Origin of the sequence: Rheinheimera sp., assembly GCF_036782235.1 — a bacterium.
Lineage (GTDB): Bacteria > Pseudomonadota > Gammaproteobacteria > Enterobacterales > Alteromonadaceae > Pararheinheimera.
Genome location: NZ_DAIPZL010000012.1, coordinates 64,714 through 79,449, shown reverse-complemented (window position 1 = coordinate 79,449; position 14,736 = coordinate 64,714). Strand labels below are relative to the sequence as shown.

Annotated in this window: 13 protein-coding genes; 9 read left to right on the top strand and 4 right to left on the bottom strand. The window is 50.2% G+C overall.

All coding sequences use genetic code 11. The annotated features are described in order from the left end of the window. Positions 1–45: 45 nt before the first annotated feature. The 5 genes from spoT (at position 46) to recG (ending at position 6,473) form a co-directional block, all read left to right on the top strand. Positions 46–2,160, top strand: a complete 2,115-nt coding sequence (gene spoT, locus V7P87_RS13155; protein ID WP_260656949.1) for a bifunctional GTP diphosphokinase/guanosine-3',5'-bis pyrophosphate 3'-pyrophosphohydrolase — start codon at positions 46–48, stop codon at positions 2,158–2,160. A gap of 5 nt (positions 2,161–2,165) precedes the next feature. After that, entirely contained in the window at positions 2,166–2,558 is a 393-nt protein-coding gene (locus tag V7P87_RS13150; protein WP_260656948.1) for a RidA family protein, read from the top strand. 83 nt (positions 2,559–2,641) lie between these two features. After that, the gene (locus V7P87_RS13145; protein ID WP_333797840.1) at positions 2,642–3,469 is read left to right on the top strand and encodes a substrate-binding periplasmic protein; all 828 of its coding nucleotides are present in this window, start codon (positions 2,642–2,644) and stop codon (positions 3,467–3,469) included. A gap of 53 nt (positions 3,470–3,522) precedes the next feature. Next, complete coding sequence (locus V7P87_RS13140; RefSeq protein ID WP_333797839.1) at positions 3,523–4,314, top strand: transporter substrate-binding domain-containing protein; 792 nt, start codon at positions 3,523–3,525, stop codon at positions 4,312–4,314. Between the two features lie 77 nt (positions 4,315–4,391). Beyond that, entirely contained in the window at positions 4,392–6,473 is a 2,082-nt protein-coding gene (recG, locus tag V7P87_RS13135) for an ATP-dependent DNA helicase RecG (RefSeq protein ID WP_333797838.1), read from the top strand. A gap of 161 nt (positions 6,474–6,634) precedes the next feature. Here the strand turns inward: recG and V7P87_RS13130 are convergent, their stop codons facing one another. The 3 genes from V7P87_RS13130 to V7P87_RS13120 all read right to left on the bottom strand — a co-directional run bounded on the left by V7P87_RS13130 (position 6,635) and on the right by V7P87_RS13120 (position 8,339). After that, complete coding sequence (locus V7P87_RS13130) at positions 6,635–6,901, bottom strand: hypothetical protein (protein WP_333797837.1); 267 nt, start codon at positions 6,899–6,901, stop codon at positions 6,635–6,637. Further along, positions 6,898–7,815: an EamA family transporter RarD gene (rarD, locus tag V7P87_RS13125; protein ID WP_333797836.1), complete on the bottom strand. Its 918-nt coding sequence runs from the start codon at positions 7,813–7,815 to the stop codon at positions 6,898–6,900. The genes V7P87_RS13130 and rarD overlap by 4 nt, the downstream gene beginning before the upstream one ends. Before the next feature lie 71 nt (positions 7,816–7,886). After that, positions 7,887–8,339, bottom strand: coding sequence for a thioesterase family protein (locus V7P87_RS13120; RefSeq protein ID WP_333797835.1), 453 nt, complete (start codon positions 8,337–8,339; stop codon positions 7,887–7,889). A gap of 158 nt (positions 8,340–8,497) precedes the next feature. Here V7P87_RS13120 and recQ point away from each other — a divergent pair, with 158 nt between their 5' ends. Genes recQ through V7P87_RS13100 form a run of 4 tightly spaced genes read left to right on the top strand, consistent with a single transcriptional unit; the run spans position 8,498 to position 14,138 of the window. Further along, a complete protein-coding gene (gene recQ / locus V7P87_RS13115; protein ID WP_333797834.1) occupies positions 8,498–10,297 on the top strand; it encodes a DNA helicase RecQ in 1,800 nt (599 codons plus the stop codon). Next, positions 10,297–10,602: a DUF3630 family protein gene (locus tag V7P87_RS13110; protein WP_333797833.1), complete on the top strand. Its 306-nt coding sequence runs from the start codon at positions 10,297–10,299 to the stop codon at positions 10,600–10,602. The genes recQ and V7P87_RS13110 overlap by 1 nt, the downstream gene beginning before the upstream one ends. Positions 10,603–10,632: 30 nt before the next feature. Further along, entirely contained in the window at positions 10,633–13,491 is a 2,859-nt protein-coding gene (locus V7P87_RS13105; RefSeq protein WP_333797832.1) for an EAL domain-containing protein, read from the top strand. Between the two features lie 59 nt (positions 13,492–13,550). After that, positions 13,551–14,138, top strand: coding sequence for a YkgJ family cysteine cluster protein (locus V7P87_RS13100; protein WP_296295034.1), 588 nt, complete (start codon positions 13,551–13,553; stop codon positions 14,136–14,138). A gap of 96 nt (positions 14,139–14,234) precedes the next feature. Here the strand turns inward: V7P87_RS13100 and V7P87_RS13095 are convergent, their stop codons facing one another. Continuing rightward, the gene (locus V7P87_RS13095; protein ID WP_333797831.1) at positions 14,235–14,615 is read right to left on the bottom strand and encodes a DUF3592 domain-containing protein; all 381 of its coding nucleotides are present in this window, start codon (positions 14,613–14,615) and stop codon (positions 14,235–14,237) included. Between the last annotated feature and the right edge of the window lie 121 nt (positions 14,616–14,736).

Genomic DNA, 14,736 nt, shown 5'->3' with positions numbered 1-14,736 from the left:
AGATAGCGGGGATCGGCGTGATGCCCCGATATGGAGCTTAGTGCAGTGTATTTATTTGAAGGTCTGAAACAACAGATCAGTGCGTATTTGCCGCCAGAACAGGTTGCCCTGGTGCAACAGGCTTATGTGCTGGCTAGGGACGCGCACGCCCCGCAAACCCGCTCCAGTGGTGAACCTTATATTACCCATCCGGTGGCAGTCACCAGCATTCTGGCCGATATGCGGATGGACCATGAAACCCTGATGGCTGCGCTGTTACACGATGTGATTGAAGACACCGAATACAGCAGAGAAGACTTAGCAGAGCGTTTTGGCGAGACAGTGGCCGAACTGGTGCAGGGTGTATCCAAACTCGATAAAGTAAAATTTAAAGATATCAAAGAGTTTGAAGTCACTAACCTGCAAAAAATGTTTATGGCGATGACGCAGGACATCCGCGTTATCCTGATCAAACTGGCTGACCGCACACACAATATGCGCACCATAGGCGCGTTAAAACCGGAAAAACGCCGCCGTATTGCCAAAGAAACTTTGGAACTGTACGCCCCTATCGCCAACCGGCTCGGTATTCACAATATTAAAAACGAACTGGAAAACTGGGGTTTTCGTGCTTTATACCCAATGCGTTACCGCGCTTTGGAAACTGCGGTAAAACAAGCGCGTGGCAACAGGCGCGAAGTGATTGAAAAAATTCAGAATGAAATAGAATCACGCATCCGCAATGCCGGCATTCAGGCCGAAGTGTCGGGCCGGGAAAAACATCTGTACAGCATCTACCGTAAGATGAAAAGTAAAGAGCTGATGTTCAACGATGTGATGGACATTTATGGCTTTAGAGTGCTGGTTGACAGTGTCGACTCCTGCTACCGCGTGCTGGGTGTAGTGCATAATCTGTATAAGCCTATCGAAATCCGTTTTAAAGACTACATCGCCATTCCCAAACAAAACGGTTATCAGTCGCTGCACACTTCTCTGGTTGGCCCACATGGTATTCCGGTGGAAATTCAGATGCGTACCCGCGAAATGGATGAGATGGCCGACAACGGCATTGCCGCACACTGGATGTATAAAAAATCCGGTGAACAAGGCGACACCACAGCACAAATCCGCGCCAGACGCTGGATGCAAAGTTTGCTGGAAATTCAGCAAAGTGCCGGCAACACCTATGAATTTGTGGAAAACGTCAAGTCTGAGCTTTACCCGGATGAGCTTTATGTGTTTACCCCTAAAGGCAAAATTGTTGAACTGCCAATTGGCGCCAACGCCGTTGATTTTGCGTATGCCGTGCATACCGACATTGGCAATAAATGTGTTGGTGTACGGGTAGACCGCAAACCTTACCCCCTGACCAAAGCGCTGGAAACCGGCCAGACCGTTGAAATAATTACCAGCCCCGGAGGCAAACCCAATGCCAACTGGCTGAACTATGTGGTCACCAGCCGCGCCATTATGGGCATCCGCAATTTCCTGAAAAAACAAGAACAAAGCGAAGCTATTGCGCTGGGTAAAAGGCTGCTGACTTCGGCGCTTGGTGAAGTACCGCTGGAATCTATTGCCAGCGAACGTATTGAACAGGTGCTGCAAAACAGCAAACAAAAAACCCTGGACGAACTTTTTATCGACATTGGCCTGGGCAACCAGTTGCCGATAGCAGTTGCCCGCCGTTTACTCGGCGAATTTGACGAAAGTAATACAGTGGATGAAGTGCTGCCGGCCAAACCCAAAGCTTTTATTGTCGGTTCTGAAGGTATGCTCACCACCTTTGCCAAATGTTGCCGCCCTATTCCGGGAGATCCGATTGCCGCCAGTGCTTCACCGGGCAAAGGATTAAACGTACACCGCTCTGAATGCCGCAATATCCGCGGCTGGGAAAAAGAACCGGGTAAATATTTCCCGGTGCGCTGGGATAAAACCGGAGATAAACAATTTCTCTGTGATATCCGGGTTTTTATTGTGAACAAACAAGGCATGCTGGCAAAACTGACGACCGTCATTGCCAGCCTCGACTCTAATATTCAGGACTTATCCACTGACGATCGTGACACCGGCGACTATGTGATCAAAATCACCTTGTCGGTTCGCGACCGGGTGCATCTGGCCAATGTGATGCGCAAAATCCGGGTGACACCGGATGTGCTGAAAGTTTATCGAAGGAAATAACAGTTATGTCAAAAGTGATTATCAGCACTGATAAAGCCCCTGCCGCTATCGGTACTTACAGCCAGGCGGTCAAAATCGGCACCACAGTGTATTTATCCGGCCAAATTCCTTTGGTGCCCGCCAGCATGCAAATGGTGTCGGAAGATTTTGCCGAACAGGCAGAACAGGTGTTTCAGAACCTGAGCGCCGTGTGCCAGGCTGCTGGTGGCAGTATAAACGACATGGTGAAAGTGAATATTTTCCTGACCGACTTAAGCAAATTTGCCACTGTGAATGAAATTATGGCACGGCATTTTACCGCCCCTTACCCGGCAAGGGCTGCAGTACAAGTCAGCGCTTTACCGCGCGGTGCACAAATTGAAATCGACGGCGTGATGGAAGTGCCGTCAACCAACTAAATTCCGTCTGCCTTGCTGCTGGTTCGCCGCAACAACGACAATACAGGCACAGCCCAAGCGCTGTGCCGGCAGGACAGAGTTTGATGCAAAAAACCACGCTGGCCTTGTTTTTGCTGATATCACAGATGAGCACCTTGCTGCAACCTGCGGCGGCAGAGTCTGTGGTAAAAAAACCGGTATTACACTGGTGCCTTGACCATTTCCCGCGTTTTCACGAGTTTCAGGGCCGCGGCCTGCCAACAGGCCCCTCAGTGGCCGTGATGCAGGAATTGGCCAACAGAGTGGGTTTTGAGCTCAGTTACAGCCCCAAAACGCCGATAGCCCGCTGTTTTCGTCAGATGAGTACAGGTGAGGCAGATTTAATGATCAATCTGAACTTCACCGAAGAACGCAACCAGCTGATGCATTTGTTTCCCTATAACGAAACCATCCCCGAGTCTTTGTATTTGCGCAAAAACGATTTGCGTTTGATTGATCAAATCAGCCAGCTCAGCCCGCTGATCCTGGTGACAGTGCGCAACTATATTTACAACCCAACCCTGATGGCGTTGATTAAAAACCAGAAAGAGCAACATATTGAGGTCGACAGTATCGAAGCGGGTTTTGAACTGCTGCGTAAGGGCCGGGTTGATGGTCTGATAGTGCCCACCCAGAGTTCGCTGGAAGTGATCCGTAATAACCCTGCTTTACATTATCAGTTCAGAAAAGCTGCCTTAACGTTTAGGTTTGGTACGCCCAGATATATCAATATTGGTTTTTCCAGAAAAAGTAAGTACTTATACTTAAAAGACCAGATAGAACAGGCCGTGGCTTTAATGAAAGATGACGGTACAGTCAACCGGCTGTATCAGCTGCCGGATGGTGGCAAACAATATCTGGTCAGCGATAACGAACCACTGCAAAACCGTTAAACCCCGCAGGTTGTGTTGTAACTTGAGTTGTCAGCGACCAACAGGAGCACAGCATGCCCTTTTTCCGTTGCCTGATAAATCTGAGCCTGTTTTCTCTGCTGCTGTGGCCGGCCGCACAAGCCAAGCAACCCGAACTTGAGTGGTGTCTGGATCATTTGCCACCACGCCAGATTTATACTGGCTCACAACAACCCACAGGGCCTGTGGTCGATTTGATGCAACAATTGGCCAGACAAAGTGGTTTTACCCTGAAATTCAGCCCGCCAACCCCAAGTGCCCGCTGCCTGAAACTGATGCAACAAGGCAAAACCGATCTGATGACTGGTTTGTTGTGGTCGGCACAGCGGGAGCAGTTTATGTTGTTGCTGCCTTTTGATAACGCCAGGCCGGATGCCCTGTTTAGCCGGCATCAGCAAAACCCAGTGCGCAACCTGGCCGCACTGAATGGCAAAAAAATTGCCCTGGCCGCTGATCGTCATTATCACCCTGATTTTATTCAGTTATTACAACAACATCAGGTAAAAGTGAAACAGGTACCCAATCTGGAGCAGGCACTGGCGTTATTACATTACGGCAATGTAGATTTAGTGGCGGGGCCACAACATATCACAATGAATTTATTAGAAAATAACCCGCGTTTGGCGGCCAAAATCGGTTTAAACCCATGGCAGCCGCCGCAATCGCAACAGCAGAAAAACCATCTGGCTTTATCCCGCCTGAGCCGGCATTTTGAGTTGCATCATCAAATCAGTCAGCAGCTGCAACTTATTACCGCTCAACAGCAAACTGATTTTTATCAGTCAAACAAGCTTGTGCCTGCGGCTCAACCAACAAAGCCTCACTGACATCCGTTGTCATCCCATGCGTTTTTGCCGGCAATTGGGTATGATGCATTTTTGTATTGCCCTTCAGGATATTGATTTTGCAACGAACTTTACTGGCAAATCTGGCCATCGCCGAGATGAAAGGTGTCGGCGCCAAAACAGCAGAACTGCTGGCCAAACTGGGTATAGTTTCGGTGCAGGACATTTTATTTCACCTGCCTTTACGTTATGAAGACCGCACCCGCCTTTGTGCTATCAGAGATATCTGGCCGGCGCAGCAAGTGTCGGTCCAGGGAATAGTGCAAAGCAGCGACATTATTTTTGGCAAAAGACGCAGCTGGGTCGTGGTGCTTAGCGACGGCACTGGCAGCATCACGCTGCGGTTTTTCCACTTTAGTGCGGCACAGAAAAATGCGGTGACGCCTGGGGTCAGGCTGCGCTGTTTTGGTGAAGTGAAACGTGGCATGCGTGGTGTGGAAATGCTGCACCCCGAATACAAAGTAGTCAAAACTGACGAACCGCTGGAAGTTGCAGAAACCCTGACTCCGGTTTACCCCACCACTGAAGGTTTAAAACAGGCCAGCTGGCGTAACCTGACCGATCAGGCGCTGATTGAATTAAAACGTTGTTATCCTGCCGAATTTCTAGCCCCGGTATTGCCCCCTCAGGCCTGGTCGCTGACCGACGCTTTATGTTATCTGCACCGGCCGCCACCGGACGCTTCATTGCAGCTGTTAGAAGCAGGCCAGCACCCTGCACAACAAAGGCTGATTTTTGAAGAGCTGGTGGCGCAGCAGCTCAGTATGCTGCAACTGCGTGGCCAGTGCCGCAGCCAGCAAGCCATTGTATTTAAACCGGACTCCGCCCTCACTCCGGCCTTTTTAGCCAGCCTGCCGTTTTCGCCAACGTCGGCGCAGCAACGGGTGGTGCAGGATATTTTGCAGGATTTAGCCCAGTCTGACCCTATGCTCAGATTGGTGCAGGGGGATGTCGGCTCAGGCAAAACCCTGGTGGCGGCACTTTCCGCTTTGCCGGTGATTGCCGCTGGCGCTCAGGTGGCGCTGATGGCGCCCACTGAATTATTGGCTGAACAACATGCCGCAACTTTTCGCCGTTGGTTTGAACCTTTGGGCATACAGGTGGCCTGGCTTGGCGGCAAAAGCAAAGGCAAAGCACGTGACAACGAACTTGCCGCCATCCAGTCAGGTCAGGCCCAGCTGGTCATCGGCACCCATGCGCTCTTTCAGCAGCAGGTGCAGTTTGCCCGGCTGGCGCTGGTGATCATTGATGAACAGCACAGGTTTGGGGTGCATCAAAGGCTGGAACTCAGAGAAAAAGGCAGCCAAAGTGGTTATTACCCACATCAGCTGGTGATGACGGCCACCCCTATCCCGCGCACTCTGGCCATGACCGCTTATGCCGATCTCGACACTTCGGTGATTGACGAGCTGCCGCCAGGCCGCACACCGGTGACCACTGTAGTGCTGCCCGACAGTCGCCGTGCCGAAGTGGTGAACCGGGTGGAACAGGTGGTAAAACAACAGGGCCGGCAGGCGTATTGGGTATGCACCCTGATTGATGAGTCTGATGTGTTGCAGTGCCAGGCCGCCGAAAATACGGCCGCTGAACTTGCCGCTGCGTTGCCGGATTTACGTATTGGCTTAGTGCATGGCCGGTTAAAAAGCAGCGAAAAACAAGCTGTGATGCAGGCTTTTGCTGCAGGTGATGTTCATTTGCTGGTGGCCACTACTGTGATTGAAGTGGGGGTGGATGTACCCAACGCCAGCCTGATGATCATTGAAAACCCGGAGCGGCTGGGCTTAGCGCAGTTGCATCAGTTGCGTGGCCGGGTCGGTCGCGGCAGCGTCGCCTCTCATTGTGTGCTGATGTATCACGCGCCTTTGTCGGGCACAGCCCAGGCAAGATTGGCCGTGCTGCGCGAAAGCAATGACGGTTTTGTCATAGCACAACGGGATTTAGAGATCAGGGGGCCTGGTGAGTTGCTGGGTACCCGCCAGACCGGCCTTGCCAGTTACCGTATTGCCGATTTAACCAGGGATGGCGCTTTGATCCCGGCAGCACAACAGGCTGCCCAGCGGCTATGGCAACTGGATAAAACCGCGGCTGAAGGCTTGATCAGACGCTGGTTGGGATACAGAGATATATACGCTCAGGCTTAAGTTGCCGGTAACCTACAGCAGCTGAAAAATCTGACTTGGATAATGCTGCACTATACGGCGGCGCTTCACTATACGGCAGCGCTTCACTTTACAGCAGTGCTTTGTAGCAGCAGCGCCCACAACAAGGTTGTGCAAACGCACAGCCTTATGCTGAGAACCAGTTAAAGTTCGAGCGCCAGTTTACGCACCGCCGACACCGAAGGATGCGACAACACCACTTCAAGTTCTGCCAATAAGATGTCGGCAGCTGGCGCGCCCTGGCCCAGCTGCAGTTCCAGCATCAGGCATTCAATGTCATGATAAACAGCCACCACAGGCGCTGTTAAATCCAGCACAGCACTGTGGCGCACATCAAAACCACATTGTTGTGCAACTTCAGTAAGGTCTACATCGTCGTCTGAAATATCAAGCGCCAGATATAACTTCATGATGCTGCCTTTTTAGTTGTCGCCTTGCGGCCTTTATTCATTTGCCAGGCTGCGTCCAGCGAGTACACCAACAGCGCTGTCCAGATAAAAGCAAAGGTCACCAGTTTGCTGGGGTCCAGCGGCTCGTTATATAAAAACACCCCAAATACAAACATAAAACTTGGGCCTATATACTGGAAAAAGCCCATAGTGGACAGCTGCAAACGTCTTGCTGCGGCAATAAAACACAACAAGGGCACTGTGGTCACCACACCGGCCGCTATCAGCCATAAATTCAGCCCAACAGTGTTTTGCAGCAGATTGGCCGACGCAGAGTCGGCAAACTGCCACCAGTACAGCAGCGCCAGCGGCATTAATAATAACGACTCGACAAATAAACCACTCAGGGCATCCACCGCCAGTTTTTTGCGAAATAAACCATAAAGCGCAAAACTACTGGCCAGCACCAAAGCCACCCAGGGCAAAGAGCCAAAATAAGCCAGCTGGATCAGCACTCCTGTCAGGGCCAGGGTTACAGCGGCCCATTGCAACTTGCGAAGCCGCTCGCCTAAAAACAACATGCCAAGCAGAATATTTAACAGCGGATTGATGTAATAACCCAGGCTGGCTTCGAGCATATGGTCGTTATTCACCGCCCAGATAAAGAGCCCCCAGTTGCCTGCCAGCAATAAAGCCGTGCCCAGCATAGCGGCCAGCAACTTTGGTTTTTTAAACACGGCCTGCACCGCAGGCCATTGTTTCATCACAGTTAAAATCACCGCGAGCAATACAAAAGACCAGACTATGCGGTGCAGCAGAATTTCCAGGGCAGGAACAAAATCAATCTGTTTAAAATAAAGTGGCGCTATGCCCCACAGGGTGTAAGCACTGGCAGCAAAAATGCCACCAATTTTCTGTTCGCGGTTTAACTGCATAAAAAAGCGCCCCCGGCGCTGGCGCCAGCATCAAAGTGGCACTCTGGAAAAGGGCGACAGTGTAGCGAATTTTAACCCACAAGATAAGTGCCGGTGCCAAGGGCAATATGCACACCTTGTTCATTGTGCAGCTCCATGCGACAAACACACACCTTATTGCCGGAGCGGATCACCTGGGCAGTGGCAATAAATTCAGTACCCCGACCCGGCCTTAAATAATCACTGCGCATATCAATGGTGCTCATTTTGCCCATTTTGGCCACCAGCACTTCGTGTTCCACCTGCCCCAGCCGTTTCAGTGCACTGGAAATGGCCATAATGCCACCCACAGTATCAAGCACAGAAGCTATCACACCACCATGCAGAATTTGTTGGACCGGGTTGCCCACCAGCTCGGGTTTAAAGGCAAAACGCACTTCAGCCTGGTCGGCAGAAAAGCCTGTGACTTTTAACCCCAGCAAACGGTTAAAAGGCATTTGATCAAAGACCTCAGCGATAAAAGGCAACAAAACGTCAGCCGACATGGCACAACTCCAAATAGGGGCAACAAGACTGGTAAGAGCAGTGAAGATAAAACGCCGCTGCCCCGATGTAAAGGCTCTGAACTAAGCCACTGCAACAGCAGACAGTGCCAACGCTTTTGATTACAATGCCGGCTTTGTTTGCCGCGCTGGATATTTTTTTGACCGACTTACTGCACAACACCTTAAAACAATACTTCGGTTACAGCGAATTTCGCCCTGGCCAGACTGAAGTGATTGGCGCTGCCCTGTCGGGGCGCGACAGTTTTGTGCTGATGCCAACAGGCGGTGGTAAGTCGCTCTGTTATCAGCTGCCGGCGCTGTTATTACCCTGTGTCACAGTGGTGGTGTCGCCTTTGATGTCGTTGATGAAAGATCAGGTGGATAGCCTGCAGGCGATGGGCATAGCGGCCGATTTTATCAACAGCAGTTTAAGCCGCGATCAGGTGGACGATGTGCTGCAAAAACTGCATTTTCAGCAGCTGAAACTGCTGTATGTGGCACCGGAACGTTTATTACAACCGCAGTTTTTACAACGATTATCACAAGTCGGCGTCAGTTTGTTTGCCATTGATGAAGCCCATTGTGTGTCGCAGTGGGGCCACGATTTTAGACCCGACTACATCGCATTAGCGCAGCTGAAACAGCAGTTCCCGCAGGTGCCATTAATGGCACTGACCGCCACTGCCGACCCGGCCACGCAGCAGGATATCCGCACTCAGCTGCAACTGGTCAACCCCTACACCAGCATCAGCAGTTTTGACAGACCCAATATCCGTTATACGGTGCAGGAAAAATTCCGCCCTTTTGAACAACTGGTATCGCTACTTAAAAGCCAGGAAAATCAAAGTGGTATTATTTATTGTTCGTCCCGCAAAAAAGTAGATGAGCTGTATGAACAGCTGCAAAATAAAGGTTTTGCCGTAGGTGCTTATCATGCCGGATTAAGCAACGAACAACGGATGAGAGTGCAGGACGAGTTTAAACGCGACCACCTGCAGATCATTGTTGCCACTGTGGCCTTTGGCATGGGCGTGAATAAACCCAATATCCGTTTTGTGGTGCATTACGACTTACCCCGCACTATTGAAGCTTATTATCAGGAAACAGGCCGCGCCGGCCGTGACGGTGTAGCCGCCGAAGCTGTGATGCTGGTCGACCCTGCCGATATCAGCCGGATGCGCAGCTGGATCATGGCGGAAGAGAATCAGGCCAGAGCCGAAGTCACCATGCAGCGTTTTAATGCTATGGCTGCTTTTGCGCAGGCTCAAACCTGCCGCCGGCTGGTGTTATTAAATTATTTTGGCGAAGCCAATCAAACCCCTTGTGGTAACTGTGATATTTGTCTGGATCCACCGAAAAAATTCGACGGCACTGTGCTGGCGCAAAAAGCGTTGTCCTGCGTGTATCGGGTGGGCCAGAGTTTTGGCATGCACCATGTCATTGATGTGCTCAGGGGCAGCCAAAACCAGCGTATTCTGGAACTGGGGCAGGACAAACTCTCTACCTTTGGCATTGGCAAAGAACAAAGCCACGATTATTGGCTGTCGGTGTTTCGTCAGTTGATCCATCATGGATTGTTGCAACAGGATATTACCCAGCACTCGGTATTAAAGCTGTTGCCTGCGGCCCGACCTGTGCTCAGAGGCGAAAGCAGTCTGGCATTGGCAGTGCCGCGCCTTGCACCAGCCAAAACCAGCAGCAAAGCAGGCAAAGTACAGCAAAAACAAGAATATGACCGCGTTTTATTTAGTAAACTCAGAGCCTTGCGTAAACAAATTGCCGAGCGTGATGATGTGGCCCCTTTTGTGGTGTTCAGCGACGCCAGCCTGATTGAAATGTCACAACAAATGCCACAAACACCGGCTGAGTTTTTAGCCATCAGCGGTGTTGGCCAAACTAAACTCAGCCGCTATGGTGATGATTTCCTTGATTTAATTGCAGAATATCTGGATAACTGATGCAGATGTTAGTTCGTGTTGCCAAGGGGCAACTGTTGTTACAGCCGTCACAACCCCTGCCCGACCCCGAGTTGTTATTGCCATTTTTTAAAAACTACCTGCAAAACATGCCACAGCTCAGTCAGCTGCAAGCAGAACAAGGATTGGACTGGCTGCAGATCCGCTTTTATTTTTGCAATGCCGTTTTTGCGCTGCATTATGAACACTACAGTGACAGTTGCTGGGTGGAGGCTGACAACGCAGCCGGCGCTGTGTTACTGTCAGATTTAGCAAGCCTGCTGCAGAGCAATAGTGCATTATCATAGGCTTAGGGATTTAACAGAGCGGAGGTTGGTGTGGTAACAAGGTGGTGGCTGCTGCTGATGTTGTGGTTCCCGGCCATGCTGCAGGCTTTTCCGGCTGACGTGCTGAAACTGGACGAACAACTCAAACGCCTGTCTTTGCATCCGCACCTGCATTATCAGGTCACTGACGCCAGTGTCAGCATTGAAGACATAGTGTACGAACCTGAACACCACCACGCTTTTAGCCCTGTACCTTCCGCCGATTTTAGTTTTAAAGCCCAGGATAAAGTGGTGTGGTTTTTTACCCGGCTACATTATTTAGGGCAACGCCAGCAACAACTGATCCTCGATTACAACTTTCCGTCGGCCAATCTGGTGGAGTTTTATAGTTTTGACCGGCAAAACCACGAACTGAAAAAACTGAACCGCGCCGGTACCAGCCTGCCTTTTGGCGAACGGCAGATCAAAAGCCGCACTTTTGCCGTGCCCCTGCAGTTTAAAGCCGAGCAAGAGCTGGATATTCTGATCAAAGTGCAGGACGGCACCCTGATCCGCTCCGATTTTCAGCTATGGCAACCCGACCGTTATTATCAGCTGCAACTGACCTCCAATTTATTTGATGGCCTGATGCTGGGGCTGTTGCTGTTAATGGCAGCGTATAACCTGTTGTTATATCTGAATATTAAAACCGTACTTTATGGTTATTTTGCCGGTTTTTTTGTGTTTTTCAGTCTGGTGATTGCGGTGTTAAATGGCGCCGGCTTTGCGTTAATGTGGCCGGAATATCCGGAAGTCAATCAGGCCGTCTTTTATCTGGCCGTGGGCGCCTGTCTGGCGTTTTTAAGCCTGGCCACCCACACCATGCTGAGCAATGCCCGGCTAGGCCTGTTATGGCTGAACCTGCTGGCCTCTGCACTGTTATTGTTTAGTCCGCTTTATATTGAATTTGAACACCGGCTGTTGTTATTACTGGCGGTGCTGGCACTGGTGATGGGCACTAACCTGCTGCAGGTGCTGGCCCATACCTTTAGTGGCAAACCCAGAGCCCGCACTTTTAGCTTAAGCTGGTTATTGTTTTTTGCCGCCAGCCTGGTGCTGCTGCTGGCGCAGCTGGGTTATGTTTCAGACACCAAAACCTGGCAATATCTGCTGATAGGCTCTGTGGTGTGCAGCATGGCGCTGATGAGTTATGGCCTGGCGCAGCGCATGCAGCAGGTCAGTGAAGAAAGTACCCAGGCGCACCAGCAAGCCATTCAGACGCTCAAACAGTATTACGATATTTACCACAATGCGGTGGAAGGTATGTTTACCACCACCCTGGATGGTGGCCTTATTGCCGCCAACCGTTCATTGCTGAATATTTTGGGTTACCAGCAGCTGAGCGACATGGAACAGGATGTCAAAAAATACGGTATGGCCAAGTTTTACGCCAATCCGGATGACAGATTACAAATGGTGCGTCAGCTGCAGCACAGCAATAACCAGAGTTTTGAATTCAGAGGTTTACGCGCCGACGGCACACCATTCTGGGCACTGATGTCGGCAAGACTGACCCAAAACGGCACTGCCGAAGCTTTTATCCATGGTTCTGTCATCGACATTACCGAACAAAAAGTTAACCACGAACAACTGGCTTATCTGGCTTCACACGACCCGTTAACCGGCCTGTATAACCGTCATCATTTTGCCCAGCTGGCACAGCAGGCCTGGCACCGGATGCAGACAGAGCATCTGACCAGCACCATTTTATATATAGATATCGACCAGTTTAAGCTGGTGAACAGCACCTGCAACCACAGCGCCGGTGATGCATTGCTGCTGCAAATCAGCGATCAGCTGAAACGGGCGCTCGGCAATCATGGTGTGCTGGCGCGCCTGGGTGGTGACGAATTTGCCGTATTGTTACCGGGTAAAACAGCGCAGGAAGCCTTTGCCGTGGCTTATAACCTGTTGGAAGTGGTGAAGGAATTCCGCTTTTTCTGGCAGGACAGCCTGTTTAGTATCAGCGTCAGCATTGGCATGACCGATATCAGCCGCGACGATCTGTCGGCCGAACAGACACTGAAAAAAGCCGATTCCGCCTGTTTTGTTGCCAAAGAAAAAGGCCGTAACCGCATTCATTTATTCCATCCGGATGATGATGAGTTACAAAAACAACAAGCCGAAATTCAGTGGGTGCAGATCCTGCAGCGGGCATTGGAGCATGACAGTTTTGTGCTTTATATGCAGCCAATTCAGGCCATTCAGCTGCCACAGAGTGTCAGTAATTATGAGTTATTGCTGCGCCTCAAAGGCGAAGATAACAGCATTATTGCGCCTGGTAATTTTTTAAGTTCGGCCGAACGTTATGGGCTGATGCCACATATCGACCGCTGGGTGATCCGCAATTATTTCCGCTGGCTGGCGCAACACCCGGCCCATCTGCAGAATTTGGGGCATTGCAGCATTAACCTGTCGGGCGCTTCCCTGGTAGACCCGTTATTTAAAGCTTATGTGTCGGCGCTGTTTCAGGAATATAAAATTCCGCCACGCCATATCTGTTTTGAAATTACCGAAAGCATGGCCATTCTGAATCTGCAAAACACTCTGGATTTTATTCATCATTTCAGAAATTTAGGCTGTCATTTTGCGCTGGATGATTTTGGCAGTGGTTTTTCATCTTATGGTTATCTGAAAAACTTCCCGGTGGATTACATTAAAATTGACGGCAACTTTGTGCGGGACTTATTAAGCGACAAATTTGACCGTGCTATTGTGAACTCGATTCACGATGTGGCCGCCGCCATGGGCATTATGACAGTGGCGGAGTATGTTGAAAGTATCGATATTCTGCACGAGCTGCGCGCTATGGGGGTGGATTACGCCCAGGGTTATGGCATTGCCAAACCTAAACCGCTCAGCGAGCTCTGAGCCTCTTGCTGATCGCTGTGTGACCTCAGTACAATACGCGCCCCAACTGAGGTAGCCCTATGCAACGTTTAAAACAATTGTCTCTTGAAGTCGAACAGGTGTTCGCCGACATTGGCCAGACTTATGCTCAATATCAAAGAGACCGCGGTTTATTCTGCCGCTCTGGTTGTGGTGAATGTTGTTTACACCCGGGCATTGAAGCCACAGTGCTGGAAATGTTGCCACTGGCTTACAGTTTACTGGAAGAAGGCAAAGCCGAAAGCACGCTGGATGCTTTGGCGAACCACCAACAAGACGGCTGCTTTTTTTATCAGCGCCACTCCGCTGATGGCAAAATGGGCCAGTGCAGTGTGTATTTAAAACGCCCCGGTATTTGCCGGTTATTTGGCGCCGCCGGTTATAACGGCCGCGAAGGTGAAGTGTTGTTGTCGGTGTGTAAAAACATTAAAGCCGACCATCCGGTGGCTTATGCCGACACTTTAATAGCGCTGGAATCCGACCCACCGCCAATGATCCGCAACGGCAAAGAACAAATCCGTCAGATTGACTATGAGCTGGGTGGTGTCAATTTCCCGATTAACGAAGCCATGCGTCAGGCCTTGGAAAAAGTATTATTTGAGCAGTATTACGCTGGGTTAGCGGAATAACACTGCATTTTCACGACTGCTGGCTACATTTTGTAGCCAACAGTCACAATGAGCCACTAATACACTGAAATTAATGGTTAAATTGCGTTAAAACCTTCAATACCCTTTATATTCACTATCTGCAGGATTTTGTGGGTCGTACCGGACGGTAATTTTTTTACCCAGCGGATAAATGCGTTGTTGTTGCTCTACCTGCCGCTCATCATCCAAATCATCTTTATCAAAACGACCGCTATACTGCACACCATCTATTTGAAATTGATAAGAAACCCACAATCTGTATTCATTGTCGCTACTGTGTTTCACTGTGCCGTCACTATTCTTTTTGCTTTCGGTTTCCGTATATTCTTCAACGGCATGGCTGCTGATAACGGCTGAAGTTTCAGGCCAGGAGCGCACCTCCATGGTACGTTGGCAGCCTTTGATTAAAATAAAGACGACAACAACAAAACCAAGCATCTGGGTTATTTTCTTCATTTTCTAATATATTCCTTTCAATTTCAGTCGATGAAATGTGCAAGACTCAGCGCCGGACACTTTCAGGTGCAATAACCGGGGTTTTATTTATTCGGGGATTTTGGCTAAGCACAGCTCAGTT

Excerpts from the sequence above, each read along its gene's own strand:
- V7P87_RS13150 (WP_260656948.1), top strand. The coding sequence starts at position 2,166 with ATGTCAAAAGTGATTATCAGCACTGATAAAGCCCCTGCCGCTATCGGT.
- V7P87_RS13145 (WP_333797840.1), top strand. The coding sequence starts at position 2,642 with ATGCAAAAAACCACGCTGGCCTTGTTTTTGCTGATATCACAGATGAGC.
- V7P87_RS13140 (WP_333797839.1), top strand. The coding sequence starts at position 3,523 with ATGCCCTTTTTCCGTTGCCTGATAAATCTGAGCCTGTTTTCTCTGCTG.
- V7P87_RS13130 (WP_333797837.1), bottom strand. The coding sequence starts at position 6,901 with ATGAAGTTATATCTGGCGCTTGATATTTCAGACGACGATGTAGACCTT.
- rarD (WP_333797836.1), bottom strand. The coding sequence starts at position 7,815 with ATGCAGTTAAACCGCGAACAGAAAATTGGTGGCATTTTTGCTGCCAGT.
- V7P87_RS13120 (WP_333797835.1), bottom strand. The coding sequence starts at position 8,339 with ATGTCGGCTGACGTTTTGTTGCCTTTTATCGCTGAGGTCTTTGATCAA.
- V7P87_RS13110 (WP_333797833.1), top strand. The coding sequence starts at position 10,297 with ATGCAGATGTTAGTTCGTGTTGCCAAGGGGCAACTGTTGTTACAGCCG.
- V7P87_RS13100 (WP_296295034.1), top strand. The coding sequence starts at position 13,551 with ATGCAACGTTTAAAACAATTGTCTCTTGAAGTCGAACAGGTGTTCGCC.
- V7P87_RS13095 (WP_333797831.1), bottom strand. The coding sequence starts at position 14,615 with ATGAAGAAAATAACCCAGATGCTTGGTTTTGTTGTTGTCGTCTTTATT.